Annotated in this window: 23 protein-coding genes; 16 read left to right on the top strand and 7 right to left on the bottom strand. The window is 43.5% G+C overall.

All coding sequences use genetic code 11. The features are described from left to right. Window positions 1-55 precede the first annotated feature (55 nt). On the bottom strand, window positions 56-1,462 hold the full coding sequence (gene ftsY / locus KHS79_RS08240) for a signal recognition particle-docking protein FtsY (protein ID WP_212718231.1): 1,407 nt from the start codon (window positions 1,460-1,462) through the stop codon (window positions 56-58). A 242-nt stretch (window positions 1,463-1,704) separates the two neighbouring features. On the opposite strand from ftsY, the gene KHS79_RS08235 reads away from it, so the two are divergent. From KHS79_RS08235 to KHS79_RS08195, 9 genes are all read left to right on the top strand, one after another. After that, window positions 1,705-3,096, top strand: coding sequence for a M16 family metallopeptidase (locus KHS79_RS08235; RefSeq protein WP_212718229.1), 1,392 nt, complete (start codon window positions 1,705-1,707; stop codon window positions 3,094-3,096). Window positions 3,097-3,098: 2 nt separating this feature from the next. Next, the gene (locus tag KHS79_RS08230; RefSeq protein ID WP_212718227.1) at window positions 3,099-4,649 is read left to right on the top strand and encodes a M16 family metallopeptidase; all 1,551 of its coding nucleotides are present in this window, start codon (window positions 3,099-3,101) and stop codon (window positions 4,647-4,649) included. Then, window positions 4,618-5,244, top strand: coding sequence for a 16S rRNA (guanine(966)-N(2))-methyltransferase RsmD (gene rsmD / locus KHS79_RS08225; RefSeq protein WP_212718224.1), 627 nt, complete (start codon window positions 4,618-4,620; stop codon window positions 5,242-5,244). The genes KHS79_RS08230 and rsmD overlap by 32 nt, the downstream gene beginning before the upstream one ends. A 344-nt stretch (window positions 5,245-5,588) precedes the next feature. Beyond that, on the top strand, window positions 5,589-5,954 hold the full coding sequence (locus tag KHS79_RS08220) for a DUF5362 domain-containing protein (protein ID WP_038291761.1): 366 nt from the start codon (window positions 5,589-5,591) through the stop codon (window positions 5,952-5,954). A gap of 129 nt (window positions 5,955-6,083) precedes the next feature. Continuing rightward, window positions 6,084-7,523, top strand: a complete 1,440-nt coding sequence (locus tag KHS79_RS08215; RefSeq protein WP_212718222.1) for a coniferyl aldehyde dehydrogenase — start codon at window positions 6,084-6,086, stop codon at window positions 7,521-7,523. 24 nt (window positions 7,524-7,547) lie between these two features. Further along, a complete protein-coding gene (locus KHS79_RS08210) occupies window positions 7,548-8,108 on the top strand; it encodes a hypothetical protein (RefSeq protein ID WP_212718220.1) in 561 nt (186 codons plus the stop codon). Between the two features lie 50 nt (window positions 8,109-8,158). Continuing rightward, window positions 8,159-9,814, top strand: coding sequence for a GMC family oxidoreductase (locus KHS79_RS08205; RefSeq protein WP_212718218.1), 1,656 nt, complete (start codon window positions 8,159-8,161; stop codon window positions 9,812-9,814). Between the two features lie 249 nt (window positions 9,815-10,063). Continuing rightward, window positions 10,064-10,549, top strand: a complete 486-nt coding sequence (coaD, locus tag KHS79_RS08200; RefSeq protein ID WP_027709200.1) for a pantetheine-phosphate adenylyltransferase — start codon at window positions 10,064-10,066, stop codon at window positions 10,547-10,549. A gap of 72 nt (window positions 10,550-10,621) precedes the next feature. After that, the gene (locus tag KHS79_RS08195; protein ID WP_027709199.1) at window positions 10,622-10,873 is read left to right on the top strand and encodes a YfhL family 4Fe-4S dicluster ferredoxin; all 252 of its coding nucleotides are present in this window, start codon (window positions 10,622-10,624) and stop codon (window positions 10,871-10,873) included. 197 nt (window positions 10,874-11,070) lie between these two features. On the opposite strand, the gene KHS79_RS25830 is transcribed toward KHS79_RS08195, so the two are convergent. Next, entirely contained in the window at window positions 11,071-11,508 is a 438-nt protein-coding gene (locus tag KHS79_RS25830) for a hypothetical protein (RefSeq protein WP_230400430.1), read from the bottom strand. Window positions 11,509-11,904: 396 nt separating this feature from the next. After that, complete coding sequence (mutM, locus tag KHS79_RS08185; protein WP_212718216.1) at window positions 11,905-12,720, bottom strand: bifunctional DNA-formamidopyrimidine glycosylase/DNA-(apurinic or apyrimidinic site) lyase; 816 nt, start codon at window positions 12,718-12,720, stop codon at window positions 11,905-11,907. A gap of 280 nt (window positions 12,721-13,000) precedes the next feature. On the opposite strand from mutM, the gene KHS79_RS08180 reads away from it, so the two are divergent. Beyond that, window positions 13,001-13,891: a CheR family methyltransferase gene (locus KHS79_RS08180; RefSeq protein ID WP_212718214.1), complete on the top strand. Its 891-nt coding sequence runs from the start codon at window positions 13,001-13,003 to the stop codon at window positions 13,889-13,891. A 168-nt stretch (window positions 13,892-14,059) separates the two neighbouring features. Then, the gene (locus tag KHS79_RS08175) at window positions 14,060-14,971 is read left to right on the top strand and encodes an ABC transporter substrate-binding protein (protein ID WP_212718212.1); all 912 of its coding nucleotides are present in this window, start codon (window positions 14,060-14,062) and stop codon (window positions 14,969-14,971) included. Window positions 14,972-15,002: 31 nt separating this feature from the next. Here KHS79_RS08175 and trhP read toward each other — a convergent pair whose 3' ends face one another. From trhP to radC, 4 genes are all read right to left on the bottom strand, one after another. Continuing rightward, on the bottom strand, window positions 15,003-16,343 hold the full coding sequence (gene trhP / locus KHS79_RS08170) for a prephenate-dependent tRNA uridine(34) hydroxylase TrhP (protein ID WP_212718211.1): 1,341 nt from the start codon (window positions 16,341-16,343) through the stop codon (window positions 15,003-15,005). 113 nt (window positions 16,344-16,456) lie between these two features. Then, window positions 16,457-16,612, bottom strand: a complete 156-nt coding sequence (gene rpmG / locus KHS79_RS08165; RefSeq protein ID WP_027707329.1) for a 50S ribosomal protein L33 — start codon at window positions 16,610-16,612, stop codon at window positions 16,457-16,459. Window positions 16,613-16,628: 16 nt separating this feature from the next. Further along, a complete protein-coding gene (gene rpmB / locus KHS79_RS08160; RefSeq protein ID WP_027707330.1) occupies window positions 16,629-16,865 on the bottom strand; it encodes a 50S ribosomal protein L28 in 237 nt (78 codons plus the stop codon). 254 nt (window positions 16,866-17,119) lie between these two features. Then, the gene (gene radC / locus KHS79_RS08155) at window positions 17,120-17,806 is read right to left on the bottom strand and encodes a RadC family protein (RefSeq protein ID WP_027707331.1); all 687 of its coding nucleotides are present in this window, start codon (window positions 17,804-17,806) and stop codon (window positions 17,120-17,122) included. Between the two features lie 182 nt (window positions 17,807-17,988). Here radC and coaBC point away from each other — a divergent pair, with 182 nt between their 5' ends. From coaBC to slmA, 5 genes are all read left to right on the top strand, one after another. Beyond that, complete coding sequence (gene coaBC / locus KHS79_RS08150; protein ID WP_212718210.1) at window positions 17,989-19,197, top strand: bifunctional phosphopantothenoylcysteine decarboxylase/phosphopantothenate--cysteine ligase CoaBC; 1,209 nt, start codon at window positions 17,989-17,991, stop codon at window positions 19,195-19,197. Between the two features lie 19 nt (window positions 19,198-19,216). Next, on the top strand, window positions 19,217-19,675 hold the full coding sequence (gene dut, locus KHS79_RS08145; RefSeq protein WP_212718209.1) for a dUTP diphosphatase: 459 nt from the start codon (window positions 19,217-19,219) through the stop codon (window positions 19,673-19,675). A gap of 1,487 nt (window positions 19,676-21,162) precedes the next feature. Continuing rightward, window positions 21,163-22,599, top strand: coding sequence for a phosphomannomutase/phosphoglucomutase (locus KHS79_RS08140; protein WP_212718458.1), 1,437 nt, complete (start codon window positions 21,163-21,165; stop codon window positions 22,597-22,599). A 490-nt stretch (window positions 22,600-23,089) separates the two neighbouring features. Next, window positions 23,090-23,977, top strand: coding sequence for an acetylglutamate kinase (gene argB / locus KHS79_RS08135; protein WP_212718208.1), 888 nt, complete (start codon window positions 23,090-23,092; stop codon window positions 23,975-23,977). A gap of 172 nt (window positions 23,978-24,149) precedes the next feature. Then, window positions 24,150-24,749: a nucleoid occlusion factor SlmA gene (gene slmA, locus KHS79_RS08130; RefSeq protein WP_027707335.1), complete on the top strand. Its 600-nt coding sequence runs from the start codon at window positions 24,150-24,152 to the stop codon at window positions 24,747-24,749. Window positions 24,750-24,776: the final 27 nt, after the last annotated feature.

The following is a 24,776-nucleotide window of genomic DNA, read 5'->3' as shown; positions in this document are numbered from 1 at the left end:
TCACGTCTTATGCTTGCCATACTGCTTGCTAGCCTTCTAGGGGGATGATCGAGCCTTACCTATTTTCATCAGAAAACAATGCTTCAATAAATTCATCTGCTATAAATGGACGCAAATCATCGATTTGTTCACCAACGCCCAAAAAGCGGATTGGCAATTTCATCTGCTTAGCCATCGCAAACACTATACCCCCTTTTGCGGTGCCATCCAGCTTAGTAAGTGCCATGCCTGTTAAACCTACCGCAGCATTAAAATCATGAGCCTGATTTAATGCGTTTTGTCCAGTACCCGCATCAACAACCAGCAAAACTTCATGAGGTGCAGAAGCATCCAACTTAGCCATCACTCGTTTTACTTTAGTCAGCTCATCCATTAGGTTACTTTTGTTGTGCAATCGCCCAGCAGTATCTGCTATCAGTACATCAATATTACGTGCTCGAGCAGCTTCAATGGCATCATAAATCACGGATGCACTATCAGCACCAGTATGCTGAGCTATAACCGGTATTTCATTACGCTCCCCCCAGACTTGCAACTGCTCAACCGCAGCAGCCCGGAACGTATCACCTGCCGCTAGCATCACCTTCTTGCCTTCTAGTTGCAGCTTCTTGGCTAGTTTACCGATTGTGGTTGTTTTACCGACACCATTAACCCCTACCACTAAAATCACAAACGGTGTGCGCTGTTGATCGATCACGAGCGGTTCATTAGCTGGCTCCAGCTGCTTACGCAGTTCTGTTTTCAAAGCCACCAACAGTGCATCAGCATCATCCAGCTCTTTATACTTAATGCGCTCTGTCAAGCCATTGATGATGGCAGAAGTCGCCTCGATACCGACATCAGACACCAGCAGTTGGGTTTCAAGCTCCTCCAACAGGTCATCATCAATTTCTTTTTTACCAATAAACAAGGTAGTAACACCTTGCACAAACCCTTTACGTGTCTTAGACAAGCCACGTTTCATTCGAGCAAAAAAACCTTTCTTCGTTTGCTCTTCTGCTTGAGCTGCTACTTGAGTACTTTGCTCAATTGATTCAGATTCGGCTACTGTAATACTTTGTTGCTCAGCTTGTGGCTCGTCACTTTTAACAGGCTCTTCTTGCGGTATAGCTTTGGCTGCTATATCAGTTTGTGGTTTTTCAGCTACCGGTTGTTGCTGTTCTGCACTTTTATCAACGACAGTCTCAGCTTGAGAAACAAGCGACACCTGGCGATCAATGACTTCGTCTGCCTGGGGAGTTTGCACCTCAACTGATGCAGGTTGAGCCACAGCCTCTTTTTCTATTTGAGAGGCATTCTGCTCTTCAACCACCTCAACCGTTTGAATAACAGTTTCAGCTGTAGACTGTTTCTTTTTGCCAAAAGGCCAAAAACGTTTTTTGGGTTTTGACTGATTAGTAGTTAGATTTTCGGATGCATCGGTATCTGAAGAGTTACCGTTCCCTTTACGTGAACCAAACATAATTGTCTTAATCTATACCTAAGCTTGGAAATACCGGGATTAGTTGGAATTAATGCCTGGCGAGGCTGGGCAAGTTGATGCTTTAGCTGTAATACACTGAAAGCTTTGAATATATTAGCGCTTGTATTAGCACCACGACAACGAATAACCCATTATAAATAAAGTATTATCCTATCACTTCTCGCCCGCTTGGTGTATGAAATGTTGCCTTGCTGTGAAGATATAACATGAAGGAAACCTGAATGATTAACAATAAACCCTGGCAAAGAATCATTTTAGGTTGCAGCTTACTACTGTTAACCCACTTTGCTGTAGGCGCATCACCCGCCCCTGTAACCAGTGAATACACACTGCCAAATGGCTTAAAACTGATAGTACGAGAAGATCACCGAGCTCCTGTTGTTGTTTCGATGGTTTGGTACAAAATAGGTAGCAGTTATGAGCATAGTGGTAAAACAGGTGTCTCCCATGTTTTGGAACACATGATGTTTAAAGGTACTAAAAACCTTAAGCCAGGAGAGTTTTCAAACATCATGGCGCGTTTCGGCGCTGAAGAAAATGCATTTACCAATTATGAGGCAACCGCATATCACCAAGTAATGAGTGCTGACCGTTTAGCCTTAAGCTTTGAGCTTGAAGCTGAGCGAATGCAAAACTTGCTCCTTGATAAAGATGAGTTTACCAAAGAACTCAAAGTCGTTATGGAAGAACGTCGCTTGCGCACTGACGACAAACCTAATGCCCTCATGTACGAAAGATTTAAAGCCATAGCACATCAAGCAAGCAATTATGGTAACCCTGTCATAGGCTGGCCAGATGATCTCAAGCACATTACCGTTGATGACCTGAAAACCTGGTACAACCGCTGGTACAGTCCAAATAATGCTATCGTTGTCGTTGTCGGCGATGTCGATCCCGAGCAAGTACGCAAACTGGCACAACAGTATTTTGGTCCAGTTAAAGCTCAGGAAAACATGCCTGAGGCCCGCCCTTTACGCGAAATTAACGAACCAGGTGAGCGCCGCTTAACGGTCAAACTACCAGCACAGCTGCCGACACTGATTATGGGGTTTAATGTACCTGCTGTTATTACAGCCCAGGAAGAGTGGGAGCCTTACGCACTAAGAATGCTTGCTGGAGTGCTGGATGGTGGCTATAGCGCACGTATTGAGTCAGAGTTGGTCCGAGGCAGTGAGATCGCCGCTTATGCAGGTGCATCTTATAATGCCTTCACCCGAGGCGACACATTATTCACATTAAGTGGAGTGCCTAACCTGCAAAAAAAACACACTGTAGGCTCTCTTGAAAAAGCATTATGGCAACAACTCGATAAACTGAAATCGACTCCACCCTCAGCGGAAGAGTTAGATCGAATAAAAGCTCAACTTATCTCTACCCTGGTCTATCAACAAGATTCTATCGTTGCCCAAGCGAACTTAATTGGTTCATTGGAAAGTATTGGCTTGAGCTGGAAGCTAGCAGAAAAAGACATCACCAAGCTGGAAGCTGTCACACCAGAGCAAATTCAAGCTGTAGCCCAAAAATACTTCACCTATGACCGCTTAACTGTAGCTGTTTTAGATCCTCAACATCACCTCAATTCAAAACAGTCCGCTTCTGCAACTGAGGATTAATTATGTCGACTTCATTTACTGTGGATAAACGTAAATTTTGGTGGGGGGTCATAATCATTTTACCCATCATCATTGCGCTGTTATACAAAACGGGTCCAGCACCAAAACAATACAGTCAGTCAAGTGTTACCCAGTCTGCTCACCCAGCAGATGAATCAGCCTCAGTTGAATTACCACCACTCAATAAGCGCTTTAGTTCTATTGCTGAACTTGAGAAAAAAAGCCATTCAGCAAGTCGTGAATTAGCTATTCAGCAATGGCAAACTGTAAATGGAGCCCGCGTTTATTTCATGCAAACCGATGCCTTGCCTATGTTAGATATCAGGCTGGTATTTGCAGCGGGGGCTTCACGGGATGAAAAGCTGCCAGGACTTGCCCAAATCACCAATGGCTTGCTTGCAGAAGGCACCACCAATAAAAATGCAGCCCAAATTGCCGCAGGGTTCGAAAAGCTTGGCGCACAATTTAGTAATGGCAGTTACCGAGATATGGCAACAGCCTCTTTGCGTACACTCACTAAAGACAGCTTGCTGACACCTGCCATTGACTTATTCAGTGAAGTCATAGCAACACCTGCTTTTCCTGAAGATGCATTTGTTCGTATCAAAAACCAGATGATGGCGAACCTCCAATACATCAAGCAACAACCAGGAAAACAGGCAAGCCAGGCATTTTACCAAGCATTGTATGCCAAGCATCCTTATGGAATTCCAGAACATGGCACACAAACATCGCTTAAAACGCTCACTACTGATGATATTCAACGCTTTTATCAACAGTACTATGTTGCGAAAAACCTCGTGATTGCGATGGTAGGAGCGATTGATCAAACCCAAGCAAAGGCTATTGCTGAACAGCTTGCAAACAAGCTACCAGAAGGCAAAGCAGCGCCTAAAACACCAAGACCAACACCACTCGTGGAAACTCAGCAGAAACATATAGAGTTTCCTTCCAGCCAAACGCATATCTTAATGGGGACACTGGGTGTTTCTCGCGATGCCAAGGATTACCCAGCTTTGTATATCGGCAATGAAATTCTAGGAGGAGGCGGATTCGGTTCCAGGCTAATGAAGGAAATTAGAGAAGATCGAGGCTTAGTTTATGGGGTAGGCAGTGCTTTTATACCAATGCAGGCAGCAGGGCCTTTTTTTATTAACTTACAAACCAAACAATCACAAGCTAGTGAGGCCCTATCACTCAGCCAAGAAATACTTCAGAAGTTTATTGCTGAAGGCCCTTCACAGCAGGAGCTTGATCAAGCTAAGCAAAAACTTGTTGGTCGTTACCCTTTATCCACAGCCAGTAATGCGGATATCGTCAGCCAATTAGGTGCTATTGGCTTTTACCATTTACCACTTGATCATATGCAACAGTTTTTGGAAGATGTACAGGCAGTCACCCGAGAAGATGTACAACGAGCCTTTGCTCAACACTTTCAAAAACAGCCATTGTTAACCATAACTGTTGGCCAACAGGCTAAACCGGATAACACAGAAAAAGCTCAAGAGAAACAGCCCCAGCATGAAGCACCGCTCACGCAAGCCAACCAGTAAACCGCAAGCACGCTCTATCCACTGTCACAGCCAGCTCCGTATTATTGGCGGACAGTGGCGGAGCAGAAAACTACCCATTGCCGATTTACCTGGGCTTCGTCCCACCACTGACCGGATAAGGGAAACTGTGTTTAACTGGCTTGCGCCTTATATTGATGGCGCAACATGCCTGGACTGTTTTAGTGGAACGGGTGCCCTAACTTTTGAAGCACTATCTCGTGGTGCCGCGTGGGCTGATTTATTAGAGATTGCCCCACAAGCTAATCAATTACTCACCACTAACTTAGCCACATTACAGTGTAAAAATGCACAAACCCATGCTGTTGACTGTTTACAGTGGTTAGCCAAACCACCCACTCATACCTATGACTTAGTCTTTTTAGACCCGCCCTTTAATCAGGGTTTGATTCCCAAAACAATTCAAGCCCTACTCACTCAACCTTGGTTAAAATCTGGTGCACTTATTTATATTGAGTCAGAACCTTGTGACCTTGACCAACTTATTAATACTGCACATGAAGATGTACAGCACTGGTCTTTACTCAAAAGCAAAACGACAGGTAATGTACAGTACTGTCTCTACCAACTGCCTTAACAATAAATAATATTTAACTACAGCGAAAATTCTCAGTAGAGCCTTTAAATTCTCCTTAAGCATAAGCAGGTTATTAATAAAAGTTCACGTAGATTTACCATACAGGCAATGAATTAACGTAAAGCATCAACTACACTTCATACAAGATTACGCTGTAGCCCCGGGAACGCCGTATTTCTGGCACTTCGACACTTACTATTATTTGTATTGAATAATATGTAAGAAAATACACAAGCTATACCTATGTGTCATACCCCATTAGCACAGCACGGCAGGCTTTGGAAAATCAGAACACTTCACATCAACCACAACAAACTTTTGTAAACATTTAGGAGAGGATGCTAATGGATAATGAAAAAGCCCTAGTAGGTGAAATGACCCTACCTATTTTTCAATGTAAGGGCTGGCTCAAGCTGATTGGGATTTTATCAATTGTCGGTGGTGTTGTTACCGCACTGAGTATCGTTGGAATTGTGATTGCGTGGTTACCAATTTGGCAAGGTGTTCTTTTATATCAAAGCGCTTCAGCTATAGAAGAAGCCAAACACAATGAAAGCAAAGAAGCTCTGTTAAAGTCGCTAAACAAAATTAAGGTATATTTTATCATCATGGGCGTACTCATGCTGATTTGGCTAATATTTGTGGCACTAGCGGTTGTCTTTGGCGGTCTGGGCATTTTTATGAATATGGCACAAATGCAAGGAATGTAATCATTTATTAATAAAACATACTGCATATAAGGCTTACTGGTCATAGTCCACGCTTGACACTGAATCCTCTTTAGCTCTAGTCTCAAACAATTGTTTGACACTTATGCTGCAAAAGCAGGGTAATACATTATGACCAGCCAAGCTTCTCTGTCAGTAACAGCTGAGACCCAGGAAAATACGCTTACTGAGGTATTTTCCTTACAAAAAAGTGCTTTTCAAATAACACCTTATCCCTCTCTTACTGAAAGAAAGCATACTTTACAATTACTGCATCGCCTTCTAGTTAATCACCAACAAAATATTATTGATGCGATAAATAATGACTTTGGTTTACGTTCATCTGATGAAAGTCGTATTGCAGAAATAATTCCCAGCCTGCAAGCTATCCATTACACCTTAAAGCGTTTACCACGCTGGATGAAACCCAAACGCCGACATGTTAGCTGGCAGCTTCAACCCGCTTCTTGCAAAATCCTCTACCAGCCGCTTGGTGTGGCAGGTATTATGGTGCCTTGGAATTATCCACTTTTTTTAGCTGTCAGCCCGCTAGTCGCCGCTTTATCTGCTGGTAATCGGGCCATGGTGAAGATGTCTGAATATACTCCTCATACAGCAGAATTATTTAAACAACTTATTACTGATAATTTTCCAGAAGATTTAATAAGTGTTATTACTGGCAACGCTGATATAGCCATTCAATTCTCTCAACTGCCTTTTGACCATTTACTCTTTACCGGCTCTACACAAACAGGTAAAAAAGTAATGCAGGCCGCTGCCAACAACCTAACACCTGTAACGTTGGAGTTAGGTGGCAAATCACCTACGATTATTGCACCAGACTACCCAATTAATGAAGCCGCCAAAAGAATTTGTTTTGGTAAGTCCCTCAATGCAGGACAAACTTGTGTAGCTCCTGACTATATTCTACTTCCCGAAAATCAGCTAAATTTATTTATTGATGCATTTACGGCTCATTTTCAGCAAATGTATCCCGACTTTGCATACAACTCATCTTATAGTCATATTATTAATGACCGACAGTTCCAGCGTTTACAGCAAGGGCTGGTGGATGCTCAGCAAAAAGGTGCCAAAATAATTAATGTCAGTGATTTTGCCCCTGATGCAACAACAAGGCGTTTCCCTATCCACCTGGTTACCCATACCAATGAAAGTATGCTTATTTGTCAGGAAGAAATTTTTGGGCCTATTTTGCCACTCATAACTTACTCAACGATTGAACAGGCTATCAGCTTTGTAAACCAACAACCACGTCCTTTAGCGCTATATTTATTTAGCCATGAACAGGACTTGCATGACAAAGTATTAGTCAACACGCATTCAGGTGGTGTGTGTCTGAATGAAACACTATTACATGTCGCCGTTGATGATTTACCCTTTGGTGGTGTTGGCCCCTCAGGTATGGGGCATTACCATGGCCAGGAAGGTTTTCAAACTTTTTCTCAAGCTAAAAGCATATTAAAAAAAGGGCGTATCAATAGCACTCAATTTATTTATCCTCCTTATAAAAATAAAGCGATAAACTGGTTATACAAATTATTGCTACGTTGAAAATAGTCGTATTAATTAGCCACAATGATGAATAAAAGCAATCAAGGAAGACGCCACTTTTTAAAACTGGGTATTATTGGCTCGTTTACCCTAGCAACCGCAGGTACGTTAATTCCTTTTTTTAGCAGACAACTGGCGAATCCTGCCCCCAACTATAAAGTACTGCGCGCTCATGATATTGATTTTTTTCTTTGTATAACACCGGTTATTGTTGGCTTAGGGAAATATCAGCCATATTCTGATATGGAGACTTTTTTCAAAGCATTAGATGATAAGCTTGGCTATTTGACAGATAGTATTAAACATCAACTGCAACAAGTCATCGATCTTTTTACTGCACCTGCAACCAAGGGATTACTTACTGGAAAATTTAACGGTAATTGGCAAACATTTGACTATGAAAATGTAGAGCAGCTCTGGGGGAATTGGCAGACCAGTCGCTGGTCTGTATTACAACAAGCAAGTAGCGCGATTTCCCAGCTTGTGCTTATTGTTTGGTATAGTCTTGCTGAACACTGGCCTGCCATAAACTACCCAGGTCCATTATTTACCGAACAGCTTGTTACCCGCCCCAATAATTTTTAATAACCCATCAGCAGCTAAGAAAATCGCATAATAATGTATAAGGCTTGAGTATGAGTAGTGTGATTAAAGATATTTATACAACAGATGCGGCCAAGCAGTGGGCTATTTTTGATGCACTAAAAACATCTCCTAAAAATCGTGATTTTGATGTCATTATTATTGGTACTGGCGCTGGTGGTGGCTTTACGGCTGATATTTTAAGTAAAGCAGGACTAAGTGTTGCACTTATTGAAAGCGGGCCACTGCAGTCTTCCAATGACTTTAATATGAATGAGCAGCAAGCCTACCAGTCGTTGTATCAGGAAGGAGGCTCACGCACTACTGAAGATGGCGCCATTAGCGTTTTACAGGGGCGTGCTGTAGGTGGTACAACCGTCATTAATTGGACATCTTGCTTTCGCACACCACCACAAACCCTCACCTACTGGCAAGATCAGTTTGGCTTAGCTGAATTAGACAGCGCCACAATGAATTCCTGGTTTGACTATGTAGAGCAGCGCCTCGGTATTTTACCATGGCAAGGCCAGCCCAACCGTAATAATGCTATTTTGCAGTCAGGCTGCCAACGACTTGGGTACTCATCAAATATCATTGCGCGTAATGTGCGCGGCTGCTGGAACTTAGGTTTCTGTGGAACAGGCTGTCCGACGAATGCTAAGCAGTCTATGCTGGTCAGTACCTTGCCACAAGCACTGGAGCGAGGCGCCTCCTTAATTTATAACTGTGAAGCGCATAAGATTTTATGGCAAGACGATCAGGTGACAGGCGTTGAATGTCACCCTGCTAATGGAGATCATCAATCATCCCGCTTTAAGTTACACGCTCGTCATGTCGTCCTTGCTGCAGGCGCTATCGGCTCACCCGCTATTTTGCTAAGGTCTAGCATTCCAGACCCCCATCAACGCATAGGTCGGCGCACTTTTCTACACCCAGTAAGTGCTAGCTTTGCACTTTTTGAGGAAGCTGTTGAAGGCTTCTATGGGGCACCACAGTCCATTTACTCAGATCATTTTCAATGGCCTGCAGATCAGCAAATTGGCTACAAATTAGAGGTTCCCCCTTTACAGCCGATGCTGGCAACAGGTCTACTAAAAGGCTTTGGGCAACAGCATCGCCAACTCATGCAACAACTCCCTTATTTGCAATGCACCATTGCGCTCCATCGTGACGGTTTTCACCCACAAAGCCCTGGAGGCCAGGTCAAACTGCACGCTGATGGCAGCCCAGTTCTCAATTATCCAACTACACAATATCTATGGGATGGCGTAAAACAAAGCTTAACCACAATGGCCAGTATCCAGTTTGCCGCGGGTGCTCGCAGTGTTATTCCCTCCCATAGCCGAGCCCAACTTAAGAAAAGCCTGCAGGCCACATTGCAACAACTCAATCAACTAAATTGGCAACCACATCAAGCACTATTAGGCAGTGCTCATGTTATGGGCGGCTGTGGGATGAGTGCCAAGCCTGAATCTGGTGTTGTCAATCACTGGGGAGAGCATTTCTTTCTGGAGAATCTATCCGTTATCGATGGTTCTTGTTTTCCTACCAGCATTGGCGCGAACCCACAACTTTCAATTTATGCTCTGGCTTGTAGGCAAGCGACGCATTTGAGCGCGAAACTAGGTAAACCCATAACGTTAATAGACAATGACAAGACCACTCAAGCGTCAGAAAGACAAGGTTTTGCGCTAACTCAAAGTATTTAACAGGAATATTTCAGCGGATTGAAAGTAATTTGTAGAGCCAGTCCCTTTCCGTTACCATTAGTGCCCCCAAAGCAAAGGATATTCTGGCAAACTGCATCACTTCATCAGCATATTTTTCAAGTTGATTTAAGGTTAACAGGGAATCATCTAACACCCTGTCATCAATGTCTTACACTGTAATATGCTATCCAGTCTCCTGACAGTTTCCTTTGCGTGTCAGTTAAAGTCACCGATAAGCGATGAAACCGAATGAATACCGTGATTTATCCGGGTACGTTTGATCCCATTACGAAAGGCCATACAGATCTTGTGGAAAGAGCCGCTCGTCTGTTTGATCACATTATTATAGCGGTAGCTAAAAGCCCACAGAAAAAGCCTCTATTCGACCAGGAAACTCGAGTAAAGCTTGCTGAAGAGTCAGTAGCACATATAAAAAACGTGACTGTATGTGGCTTTGACAACTTACTTGCTGAGTTTGTCATTCAACAAAAAGGGAATATCATCCTTCGTGGACTCAGGGCCGTCTCTGACTTTGAGTACGAGTTTCAACTTGCCAATATGAACCGCATTTTAGCCCCACAAGTTGAGAGTTTATTCTTAACGCCAGCTGAGCAATACTCATACATATCATCCACACTGGTGAGAGAAATTGCTTCCTTAGGTGGAGATGTGAGCAAATTTGTTCACCCTAGTGTGGCAACAGCACTAACAGATTATTTTAACTCAAATAGTTAGCGTCATAACCTGTACTTTGCAGGCTTAGCGTCTGTTAACGGCGCCAATAAGCCTGCATGAGGTGTAACTGCAATGGCATTATATATAACTGATGAATGCATCAACTGCGATGTTTGTGAGCCAGAGTGCCCAAATAACGCAATTTCTCCTGGTGAGGAAATCTATGAAATAGACCCAATGCTCTGTACGGAGTGTGTAGGTCACTACGATGAACCACAATGTCAGCAAGTTTGCCCTGTGGACTGTATTCCGAAAGATCCCAACCATGAGGAATCAAAAGAAGAGCTAATGCGCAAGTATGAAATTATTACCGGTGCAGCATAAGCTGCATCCCAAACTACATACAAATACTGCCTTAGGTTATTTTCAGGGCACAGCAAACCCTGAAAGGCTGTTCCTTCCAGTGATAATACTAAGCTAAGAGTCACAATACCCGCCGGCCGAACTTACTCAACCGGCTTGCTTAGTAAGGCACAAACACATTTACCAGCATTTGGTATTGGTTAAAACAGCTACCAGGCTTACTCACCTGAAACGGTACAACCCAAACAGCGCTTAAACGTTGCACGAGCAGGAATACCAATCAGCGTTTCAGCCGCTTGATCCGCATTACCGCCAGGTAATGAGAAAGGCAGACTCACAACATAAAAGGCAGTTCCTAGGACAGTTGCACCTAACAACAGCGGACGCGCTATTAGCAAATCACCCGCCATCGCAAACCCACTTGGGTCTTCCATTAGCGCCTGGCGTGATGCTCTAACCTGCTGATCATCCATAGGCTGTTGCTGTGAATAAGCCTGTTGTTGATAACTTGGAGAAACAGGTTGCTGTTGATAAACAGGCTGCTCACCATAGACATCAGCTTCGTGACTATCACCATTTGCTTGACTGGTTACAGGCATCATAGTGACAGCGATAGAAGCGACCACCCCAAATAGTCGATATAATGTGTACTTCATAAACCTTATCCTTATCGCTGGCCAGATATAAGATATAATAAGCCAATAATATTTTTACTATAACAGTTCGCACCAATCTGTCAGCACTGTTCTTTGCCAGACAGTACTTTTTATAAGATAGCTGACCAGACCACTTCGTGCGAAACCCTAATTACAGAATGAATACTCCAACAAAACCACGAATACTGTATTAGTTATACCAAATACACTAATACTGTCCCCTGGTTATGTTATGTATAAAGCATGAATCGTAAAATGCCAGGCTTATTAAATGCCACAAAGAACTTAAACAACATTTAATATCTGTGAAGCACACCTACTGTTTTCCTTCATCAGACTATCGACTACAAACAAGAATCAACGATAAAGGGTCGATGCGCCAAGTAAACTCAAAAATTAACGCTGACAGTGTTTACAATACACTGTACTTCGCTGAGCTAAACGAATTTCCTGCAACACTGTGCCACATATAACACAACTTTTGCCTGCTCGCCCATAAACCATAAGCTCCTGTTTGAAGTAGCCAGGCTTTCCATCGCCACCCACAAAGTCTTTTAGCGTCGTTCCACCTTGGTCAATAGCTGCGGTTAACGTATGTTTTATTTCATCAACTAAACGCTGATAACGCACCTTGCTTATTTTATTTGCCGCGCGATTGGGGTGAATACCCGCTTTAAACAAGGCTTCATTCGCGTAAATATTGCCAACTCCGACAACAACATGACTATCCATGATAAAGTTTTTCACCGCTAACTGCTTGGTACGAGAACGTTCAAACAAATAAGCGGTATCAAAAGCATCAGCCAGTGGTTCAGGCCCCAGAGACTTTAATAGCTTATGCTGCTCAGGCGCTAATGTTGTCCACAATACTGCACCAAAACGCCTAGGATCGGTATAACGCAAAACTTTGCCATCACTAAAAACAAAGTCAACGTGATCATGGGTTCCCGCCGCTACAGAAGCAAGCAGTACTCGAAGGCTTCCAGACATACCTAAATGAATAATCACTGAACCATGATCTGTTGCCAGCAAAATATATTTACCCCGCCGTGATACACTGTTAACAGCCATCCCAGGTAGTACTTGCGATAGTTCCTCAGGAATTGCCCAACGCAGCTTGGCTTGACGAATAATAACATTCTGAAATGTATGCCCTATGATATGAGGCGCTATACCACGACAAGTGGTTTCAACTTCTGGTAACTCGGGCATAACTTATTAATCTGCCCCTAGATAAAAAATTCGATGCATCCCCTGCGCAGAGAATATTTTTACTCATAGCGCAGTCTATTAAATAAACAATACTCTATCAGCAATCAATTATATTTCATTTTAGCTTCGTCATTATGCCATCTATTATTCATGGATGTCTTCTGGTAGCACTCCCTATAATTAATATACCCTTCACAAATCATTTTGGGTTTGCTGCGGGTATACATAACCATCCATTAGCTATCACTAACTCAAATAACCAAACTGATTGCAGGTAACTATGGAATATCAATTACGCCCTCAACAGCCAGCTGTCCTGCAACAACAACTTCGTTTTACCATGCATGACTTTTATCGGTTAAAACAGAAGACCAAAAACACGTTAAGCATTACCCTCACTGATGATACCTTTAATCTTGTTTATCAACGATTAGCTCAGCGCATTCAGCAACTCAAACTAAAATCGTTTAATGCATACTATAAATATATTGAAAAAAATAAAGAAGAAATTAGTCGTCTAGTCAATGCACTGACCAGCACCAGTTCGGTATTTTTTGACAACCCACAACTCTATGACACTATCAATAATAGTTTATTACCATCTTTACTTTTTAATAACCCATCGCACAACTTAAACATCTGGTCTGTTGGTTGCGGCTATGGTACCGAGCCATACAGTATGAGTATCAGCCTGTTTGAACAGTTGCCCGAAGCCATTTACCAGCGCTGCAAAATTATCGCTACAGATGTTAATTCTTTTTCGATCACTGCCGCCAAACGCGCCATTTTTAATGAGGAGACTTTGGTATCCCTATCACAAAAGCAAAAGTGTCTTTATTTTTATAAAGGTATTGGCCAACAAGAAATGATGTATCGCGTAAAATCATTCATCAAGCAACGCATATTTTTTGATACTTTTAATTTAATGGCTCACGGGCCTTTCTGTTGTAATTTAGACATTATAATCTGCCGCCAACAACTTGTTTTTTTTGATCAGCAAAACAAATTACACATTCTGTCCAAACTGCTTAAATCACTCAACACTGGTGGTTATTTAATTATGGATAACCACGAATTGCAAAGTATTATGGCAACAACCAATAATCCGAAAGCATTCTTGCAGTCATTTAACTGCCAGCTAATAGGTGAAAGCATTCTACAAAAAAAATAATGGCGATTTTTCCTTCACAAATAACTGCGGCCCTAAAAATAATTCCAAAAAATTCACTTCATTCTCATCTATACTGTCACCAAAGTTAAACTTTTAACTGGCACATAATGACATATGTGGCAAACACTCATTTTACTATGGATTATTAGCTGTTTTTCCACAAGGACTGTGGCTAACGAGTTGCAGATTGGCATGGTTTTATGGCGCGGAGAAACACCTGCTGAGCAGGGGTTTAAGGACAAACTGCAAGAATATGGCTATCGACTTTCACTAAAAAAATTTAATGCGAAACAGAATCGTCAAGCCATATCATTTTTTATCCGCTCAGAACTCAGTCAATGGAGTCATCAACTCGATTATGTCTATACCTATGGCACAACTGTTTCAACACTAATCAAAGAGTTTGGCAATCTACCCCAACCACAATTGTTTGCGGTAGTGACTGACCCTGTGCAAGCTCAACTTGTAGCCAATTTAGACCAACCACAAACTCTCAATATTATTGGGAGTACAAATCAAGTATCCACTCAACTACAAATTTCTCAAGCAAAGCAGATTCTAAGCTTTAATAAAATAGCGTTTTTATATAACCCACGTGAAAACAATTCCGAACACTTATTAGAACGTTTACGACACATTCAGTCTAAGTTTAACTTAGAGGTGTTTAGCTATCGTATTAATCCTGAAAGCAGCAACTTTAAGCAGCATTTATTTAAAGTCATGTCACAGATTACTAAAGATAAGATTAATACCGTATACCTTCCCTCAGATAGCTTTTTAATTTCGCAGCGAGCAGCGTTAATAGAAGCTATCAATGCGTTTAAAATGCTGTCAGTTGCAGCTGTTGATATTTTTGTAAAAGACGGGGCATTACTGGGGACAACCGCAATTTATTATGAACTGGGAGAGCAACTTGCCCAGCGAGTCCATCAGCATCAGCAAGGTGTGGCTATAAGTAAGCTAAACGTTGTAAGACCAGGCCAAGGTCAACTACTCATCAACCGATCAGCCTGGCAACGCTTTTCACTAACGCTACCAGACAGCTTAACGAATAAAGTGCAATGGGTTGGTGATCAATAAGCCAGTCTTTCTCTTTTATTCCCCCCCACAACTAACTGGCCTGACGAATATTACGCGCCAGCAAACCAAACTCTCCTCCTTGATAGCCGGCTAAAGGAATTTTCACTCGGTGACCAGAGCCTGGAGCAACTTCCATCGTTTCACCACGCTTGTTTTCCATATGCGATAGCACAAATGTTTGATTACCCTCTGGTGTCAGCAACTCCAGCTCATCACCTATCGCAAAACGATTTTTTACATCGACAACAATAAACTGCTCATCCGCCTCAACAATTTCACCTACAAACTGCTGCTTGTCACTGATCGAATTGCCACGCTCATAATTCTGATACTCATCATGTACATGACGGCGATAAAAGCCCTCGGTGTAACCACGACTGGCTAACTTCTCAAGGTCATCCATCAGGTCCATATTGAATGCTTTACCTTGCACAGCATCTTCAATAGCTTGGCGATAAACTTGTGCAGTTCGCGCGACATAATAATGGGACTTGGTCCGGCCTTCGATTTTTAATGAAGCCACGCCCATATCAGTTAACCGTTTTACATGCTGAACTGCGCGCAGATCTTTGGAGTTCATGATGTAAGTGCCATGCTCATCTTCAAATGCAGGCATCAGCTCACCAGGACGGCCCTGCTCTTCCAATAAGAAGATTTGATCTGTGGTTTGTCCAGCACCCAGTTGTGGAGCAACCTGCGCTTCTTGCTGAGGGTCTACAACTTGAACAGCAACAATATCACCAGTTTCCGTTTGTTTGGCATCGTGTGCATCATATTTCCAGCGACAGGCATTGGTACACGTACCCTGGTTTGGGTCACGACGGTTCATATAGCCTGACAACAAACAGCGGCCAGAATAAGCTATACACAGTGCACCATGTACAAATACCTCAAGTTCCATCTCAGGGCACTGCATACGAATCTCTTCAACCTCATCCAGTGAGAGTTCACGGGATAAAATAACTCGTGTAATGCCTTGTCGATACCAAAACTTTACTGAAGCGTAGTTAACCACATTGGCTTGCACAGAGAGATGAACGGGCATATCTGGCCATTTATCTCGCACCAGCATAATCAAGCCAGGATCAGACATGATCAGCGCATCAGGCTGCATTGCAATCACCGGCTCCATGTCCTGCATATAGGTTTTGATTTTACTGTTATGGGGCGCAATATTGCTGGCGAGATAGAATTGCTTTCCTTGCTGATGCGCTAGCTGAATCCCCTTTTCCAGGTTTTCCATCTTAAAATCATTGTTGCGTACCCGAAGGCTGTAACGAGGCTGCCCTGCATAAACGGCATCTGCACCATAGGCAAAGGCATACTTCATATTTTTCAGGGTACCCGCAGGTGATAACAATTCCGGCTTCATAACCTACTCGCTCTGCTTAATCGCCAACGGTCAAAAAATATACAAATTTTAGCTTTAAATATAAAAAAACCCGCTTTGGCGGGTTTTAGCAACCTGACAAAAAGACAAAAACCTTATTTGATTTTTGCTTCTTTGTACATCACGTGCTTGCGAACAACTGGATCAAACTTTTTCATTTCCAGTTTGTCTGGCGTGCTGCGCTTGTTTTTGTCAGTTGTGTAGAAATGGCCAGTACCTGCAGAGGATACCATTCTAATTTTCTCACGCATGATACAGTCCTCCTAATTAAATCTTTTCGCCACGAGCGCGCAAATCGGCAAGAACAGTGTCAATGCCTTTTTTGTCAATAATGCGCATACCTTTAGCAGAAATCCGCAGTCTTACAAAACGCTTTTCTGACTCTACCCAAAAACGATGGTAGTGCAGATTAGGCGCGAAACGGCGCTTGGTTTTGTTGTTAGCGTGAGATACATTGTTTCCAGTGACTGGTCGCTTACCAGTTACCTGACAAACCTTTGACATTTTTCGCCTCTCCAACCGCTTGCCAACCTCATCGGTTGGTAAACCTATTACCTAAATCAACCGGGTGTGCCTTTCAATTTAGCTGAAATTCAGTCAATCGAGACGCACATCTGGGGGCCATTGATTCACGCAGTTTGATGAGGCGTGTTGAGTTGGCCCAATCGTGTGCCACCCCCGCAAAGAGCACAGCTTTATACCAGAAGACAAGCCTATTCGCAAGAAATCCACGATAAAATTGGCAACATTTTGATCAATTAAACACCAGCTATCAGCAAGCCCTTTTCTGCAAAGGACAACACATCAGCGTTACCAACGATTAGGTGGTCTAGCACCCGTACATCGATTAATTCAAGTGCTGCTTGCAGCTGCTCGGTGATATAACAGTCTGACTGACTGGGTTCAGTATCACCACTTGGATGGTTATGCACCAGGATCACTGCAGCAGCATTCAACATCAAGGCCTGCTTAACCACTTCCCGAGGATAGACAGCAGCTGCATTTAACGTGCCACGAAACAACTCCTCAAAGCGAATGATTTGGTGCTGGCTATTCAGGTAGAGGACAGCAAATACTTCATAAGTATAATGCCTCAATTTACCCTGGACGTAGCGCTTGGTCTGAGTTGAACTCTGTAAACTGGCTCCCTCGGCCAGCTGTGCCTCCAAATGGCGTGTTGCCATTTCCAACACTGCTTGTAACAGCACATACTTGGCCGTTCCCAAGCCATGAGCCTGACAAAATTCCTGCTGCGTAGCTTCCAGCAGTGGTCGTAACCCACCAAACGTTGTCAACAGCTCACGGGCTAAGTCCACCGCAGTTTTACCTTTAACCCCTGTTCGTAGAAAAATTGCCAATAGTTCTGCATCTGAGAGAGCACTTGCTCCCATCGCCAGCAAGCGTTCTCGTGGCCTTTCACTGCACGGCCAGTCCGTTATTGCCATGATGTATCATTCACTCTTTTTAACTAATACGAATCCATTAAGTCCTGCTATGGTTTTTTGACAAAGGCCACTATAGACTGATGGCTTCCACGACCACGCAGGGATTAGTATCTTAATGGGCTAATCTCGAAATTAATGCGAACAAATACCAGCTTCTACCGTTAAACCAATCCAGAGTTACCATGCACCAACTACAGAGTAAAAAGATTGTCCTGGGCATAACCGGGGGCATTGCAGCGTATAAATCGGCCGAGCTTGTGCGTCGCCTGCGAGATGCTGGCGCTGAAGTCCGTGTTGTTATGAGCAAAGGTGCACAGGCCTTTATTACCCCCCTTACTTTTCAAGCCCTATCTGGCCACCCTGTCCACACTGAGCTGTTATCGCCAGAAGCTGAAGCTGGAATGAATCATATCGAGTTAGCGCGCTGGGCAGACCTGGTAATCATTGCACCGGCAACAGCGAATTGTTTATCTAGCTTGGCACAAGGCCGTGCAGATGACTTACTCAGTACTCTGTGTTTAGCTACAGAAGCACCACTGTGCATTGCTCCAGCCATGAACCAGCAAATGTGGCAGCATGCTGCCACACAAGATAACCTGCATTGTTTGATTGATCGTGGCGTGCGTTGCTTTGGCCCTGCGCAAGGCTTCCAGGCCTGTGGTGAGGTCGGTCCAGGGCGGATGCTAGAAGCCGCTGAAATTGCTCAATTATGTGCCGAGCAGTTCAGCCCAAAAATCCTGACAGGCCATCATGTGGTTATTACTGCGGGACCTACTCGCGAAGCTATCGATCCTGTGCGCTACATATCCAATCATAGCTCTGGAAAAATGGGCTTCGCGTTAGCGCAAGCTGCTGTTGACGCTGGGGCAGAAGTCACACTCATCAGTGGGCCTGTTCAGTTAGTAACCCCAACGGGAGTTAAACGGATTAATGTAGATAGTGCAGAAGCTATGCATAATGCCGTTCAAGAGCACACCAGCACTGCTTCAATTTTTATTGGTTGTGCTGCTGTTGCTGATTATCGCCCTGAGCAAGCAGCCAGCCAAAAGCTAAAAAAAGATCCGAACAATGCAGAACAAACAATGACATTAACATTGGTTCGTAACCCAGACATTATTGCCAGTGTTGCCAGCATGCAGCCAAAACCCTTTGTCGTTGGCTTTGCCGCAGAAACTCAAGCCCTTGAGCAACATGCTAAAGATAAGCTAACCCGCAAAAAACTGGACATGATTATTGCCAATGATGTCAGCCAAACAGATATTGGATTTAACAGTGATCACAATACTGTGACTGTTTATACCCCAACACAACGCATTGCACTCGATCAAAATACCAAGCAGGCCTTGGCAAAGCAGTTAATTTCCCTAATCCACGAACAACTCACATCGTAATTGTTAAAGTTAAATTGCTATGAAACCAACGTTACAAACTAAAATACTCGATGCGCGCATTGGTAATGAATTCCCCTTACCCCACTATGCGACTGAAGGCTCTGCGGGGATGGATTTACGCGCCTGCCTTGATGCACCACTTACGCTAGTGCCAGGGCAAACAGAACTTATCCCCACTGGCATAGCCATCCACATTGCAGATCCAGGACTCGCAGCAATGATTTTGCCTCGCTCAGGGTTAGGACATAAGCATGGGATTGTGCTTGGTAACCTGGTTGGCTTAATTGACTCTGACTATCAAGGTCAGCTGATGATCTCTTGCTGGAACCGCGGACAAGATAACTTCACTATTCAACCAGGTGATCGTATAGCTCAACTTGTACTAGTGCCTGTTGTACAAGCTCAATGTCAGATTGTTGAAGACTTCGACTCCACTGACCGTGGGGCTGGAGGGTTTGGTCACTCAGGGCGAGGGTAAACCTCTTCCTCAAAAAAGTTTTTCCTAGATAGCCGCAGCGAAGGATGTATCAACTCTTAAACCTGTTAATGCCGTTTAAACGATTACCCTAGGCTGTATATCGTTTAAATTGAGTCAACGCATTGCATTAACAGGCTTTGAGCTTATCCTGTTCATAGCCAAAATGCCTAACAAGGCAACACTAGTCTTAGCTTATTACACGACTAGTTGTACTTTATCTCTATAATTATTTGCATACCCTTCGCTATAGGTATAGTCATGCCATTTTATAGGCTTAGCTTAACGGGATAGTTATGATTAAAAAGCGCCCCAAAAAAGAATCAGATAACAATAAGCAAGCAGCCCCCAGTAAAGGAGCCCCCTCCTCACCTAGCAATCACAAGCCTATTAGTCATTTTTTTCTCGTCAGCAGTGCAGGCTCAGTATTAGGTGTTTTACTCACTTTAATCATTATTTTTCTTTTCTACTATGCCAGTGGCAACAGCCAGTTCAAAGACGAGGTTATTGCAGCACGTGGTGCGCAATACCAATATCAACTTAACCTACAAATTGCTGTTATTGAGCAGACAGTAAATGGTCTTGGCAAAAATCTCGACGTCATCTCTGCCCTTGAAGAAAAAAACCAAGATAAATTACGCCAGCTTGAAAAAGCACTTACAGCTTCAACACCTCATGCGGTCCAGGTGCGACTCCGCAAGCGTGATGATGATTCACTGGCGAGCGATGGGACCGTGCCCATGAACTATGCTGCTCGTGATATGGCAAGAAAGTCTGAACGCGGCCAACAAGTTCCCGCAGAAATACATAAAATAGAGGGCACACCTTATGTAATTGCCACAGCTCGCATTAAGCCTGAACAAGGCCCTGTGTTAGGAGCAGTCATTACTGTCTTTGACTTATCTGTTTTAACCAATGCCTTTCAGTCAATTCCAGCCAATCAGGGGCAAGTAGCATTACAGCAGCAATTTAATGCCAATCAACAACCACAAAACCAACTTACTTATGGGCAAGCTACTAGCGGAGAATCCCCAGTTATTCTGCAAAGCAATAATGCCTATTGGCAGTTGAGTTACACGTCATCTGACTTAAGTAATAAACTGCCACTCTCCATCCTGTGGATTATTATTGCAGCAATCATTGCCCTTATCTGTATTGCAGTCACTACTTGGTTGGCCATGAATATGCTAACCAAAGCAAGCAGGACAGATGCAGCCTCATTGGTTGCTTTTTTAGAGGCACGTATAGCTCGAAAACGTAAGACAGTAAACTTCCAGCTTGACTTATTCCATAACATTGCATTGAGTTTAGAGCAGTTATTTAAAGATCAATTTAGACCAGCGGCGACAAATTCCAAATCTCAGCCAGAAATTGACGATTCCGTAAAATCTACGCCACCTACAAGTGATAATATCGCTCCATCAACATCATCTGTAGCGGATGAAATAAATAACTTTAACTTTGCAGATCCACTTTTCCAGTCAACAGATATGCTTGATATTGAAGAACTGGATGAAGATGGATCTGACAACCAACCAGAGGAAACTCAAGTGGAAGTGCCAGCAAGCATTTTTCGTGCATACGACATTCGAGGTGTTGTAGGCGATACACTCACTTTTGAAACAGCAACGCTCATAGGAAAAGCCATTGGCTCAGAAGCACAAGCACGTGGTGAAAAATGCGTTATAGTAGGTGCAGATGGACGACTGTCCAGCCCTGAAGTCAGTCAAAACCTTATGCAGGGTATTATTTCGACGGGCTGTGATGTTATCAGTATTGGTATGGTGCCTACACCTGTCTTATATTTTGCTACCCACATTATTGATGAGTCTAACTCTGGGGTCATGGTTACAGGTAGCCATAACCCACCTGACTACAATGGCTTTAAAACTGTTCTCGCTGGAAAAACCCTAGCCAACGAGGATATACAACAGTTATACCAACGCATCAAAGAAAATAATTTACAGCAAGGCCAAGGCTCACTCATCGAAGTTGATGTGTTAGAAAGTTATGTTGAACGTATTCGCAATGATATTGCCCTGGCTAAACCCCTTAAAGTGGTTGTTGACTGTGGTAATGGCGTGGGTGGCGTTATCGCACCACGACTTCTGGAAGACTTAGGCTGTAATGTCATTCCACTTTATTGTGATGTGGATGGAAACTTCCCTAACCACCACCCTGATCCGGGCAAACCAGAAAACCTTAAAGACCTTATTGCCAAAGTAAAAGAAACCAAGGCCGATTTAGGACTAGGTTTTGATGGCGATGCAGACCGGGTAGGTGTCATTACCAATGAGGGTAAACTAATTTATCCTGATCGTCTGTTAATGCTATTTGCAAAAGACGTGGTCTCACGTAACCCTGGTGCAGACATCATCTTTGATGTGAAGTGTACGCGTAAGCTCACTGGCTTGATCAGTGGTTACGGCGGCCGTCCTATCATGTGGAAAACCGGACACTCCCTCATTAAAGCTAAAATGAAGGAAACGGGCGCGCTACTCGCCGGTGAAATGAGTGGGCATATTTTCTTTAAAGAACGCTGGTACGGCTTTGATGACGGTATTTACAGCGCAGCTCGCTTACTTGAAATTCTGTCTACCGAAACCCGGAATGCTGACCAAATTTTTGCCTCTTTTCCTGAAACAATCAGTACGCCAGAAATCAATATCCAAGTGACTGATGAAAATAAATTTGATTTGGTTGAGCAGCTTGCGAAACAAGGTAACTTTGGTAAAGGCACTATCACTGATATCGATGGCGTTCGCGTTGACTTTCCAGTTGGCTGGGGTCTGGTTAGGGCATCCAACACGACACCTGTTTTAGTCTTGCGCTTTGAAGCCGATACCGAAGAAAACCTAAAGAAAATAAAGGCATTATTTAAAAAACAATTGTTAGCCGTTGACTCTAGTTTAGATATTCCATTTTAACCCCTGAGTAACGACGCCATTAATACTGCCCCTAGCCAGATATACCCATAACGAAGTTTTTTAGGGGAGGCCATCAAGTGATCAAGCCCCAGAAGCTTAATATTAATAAGTGACTGGGGTGGCAGTTAAATGCTCCTCGGCAATAGCGCCTGCATTGCTCTACTATATGACATCCATGTCATTATGCATAAACTGCATTCCCACCATCCTTGGTGGTCAAGAACGCTGATAACGAACCCTACTAATGTGTCGGGAACACATTAGAACAGCTTCGCTGGCCCGTTAGGGTGAGCGCTATGGATAGCGCACATAAAAATGATTCGTGAGGGTAGCAATGGCACTATGCGCCAGGAGCAAATAGCTTATGGAGTTAAAGGGTGTTATTGTCATTGACTTCAAATTAAATGTTTATGCCCAACAATACCCCTATTGAAGGGTATACTACCAAGCACACTAACCTTGGTAATTGATTTTTTTGATGGTATCCAGCATGACACTTTCACACGAAGCGGCTTTGCAATCTGCTTCAATCTTAACTGACGCCTTACCCTATATTCAGCAGCTATCCGGCCAGACTATTGTAATCAAGTATGGTGGGAATGCGATGGAGAATGACGCGCTAAAGCGCAGCTTTGCGCGTGATATTGTGCTGATGAAAACATTAGGGATTAACCCCGTCATCGTCCATGGCGGAGGACCACAAATTGGTGCCCGCCTTCAACAGCTAAACATTGACACTCAGTTTATTCATGGCATGCGCGTTACCGACCAGCCCACCATGGATGTGGTAGAAATGGTCTTAACTGGCCAAGTTAATGGTGAAATTGTTAATTTAATAAACTGCTACAACGGTAATGCTGTAGGCCTTTCCGGAAAAGACGCCCATACTATTATTGCTCAAAAACTCACTAGACACCTTGTGTCTGATGGAAGTACTGAAACTGTCGACTTAGGCTTTGTCGGTGAAGTTGCTGAAATTCGTACCGATTTAATTGACTTGCTGCTAGCGACAGATTTTATACCGGTCATTGCACCTATTGGGGTAGACCCTCAAGGCAACACTTACAATATCAACGCAGACCTTGTTGCAGGAAAAGTGGCGGAAGTGCTACAGGCCAACCAGTTACTACTGCTCACTAACACGCCAGGCCTGCTTAATAAAGAGGGTCAACTTATTTCAGAGCTGAATACGACTGAAACAGACCAACTAATTGCAGATGGGACGATCAGTGGTGGCATGATACCGAAAATAAAGTGTGCTATAAGTGCTGTAAACCATGGGGTAAAAAGCGCCCATATTGTCGATGGTCGGGTAACAAGTGCTGTATTACTTGAGTTATTCGCGAAAGCCAATGTGGGTACACTGATCAAGGCTTAGCCTAACCACCAGGTAAGCTGTTTCTTTGTTACTGAATACGACGACACACAACAATAAGCACGACATTGCAACGCTAAGCCACTTTTAATTAAGTTGAGCTTGGCAAGGATCGGCCATTCCGGGGGGAAGACTTGCCGCTATGTCTACGACATCAGAACAATTACAGGTAATAATGGAAAACACCCACAAGCTATCGCGCAAAGAGCAAATATTGCAGGCACTTGCGCATATGTTAGAGCACAACCCCGGCTCTCGCATTACAACATCTCGTTTAGCCAAAGAGGTTGGGGTCTCTGAAGCTGCACTTTACCGTCACTTTCCCAGCAAAGCGAAAATGTTCGAAGGGTTAATTATCTTTATAGAAGATACGATTTTTTCACGGGTGAAACTGATTCTCGCGGAAGAAAAATCAGCCATTCGCCGCTGTGAACAAGTGCTTACACTCTTGTTAACATTTACTGAAAAAAATCCAGGTATTACTCGCATACTGACAGGTGATGCCTTAATGGGAGAAACAGAACGGCTTCGCTCTCGCGTTATTCAGTTTTTCGACCGGCTGGAGACGCAAATCAAGCAAATAATTCGAGAAGCAGAATTTAGGGAAGGATTGCGCACCAACCTAACACTCAGCGGAGCAGCAAACTTACTCATGGCGGCAGCAGAAGGCCGTATTTCACAGTTTGTACGCAGTGAGTTTAAACGGAGTCCCACCGAGTTATGGTCAGAGCAGTGGCCTTTATTGGTGGTCGCCGTGTTTCGTAAAAACACCTAGCTTGAACAGCATCTCTGGCAGTAAGAG

The sequence above is a fragment of the Zooshikella ganghwensis genome, assembly GCF_018263875.1.
GTDB lineage: Bacteria > Pseudomonadota > Gammaproteobacteria > Pseudomonadales > Zooshikellaceae > Zooshikella > Zooshikella ganghwensis.
Note: the sequence above shows the minus strand (reverse complement) of the source record. Positions and strands in the feature narration are given on the sequence as shown.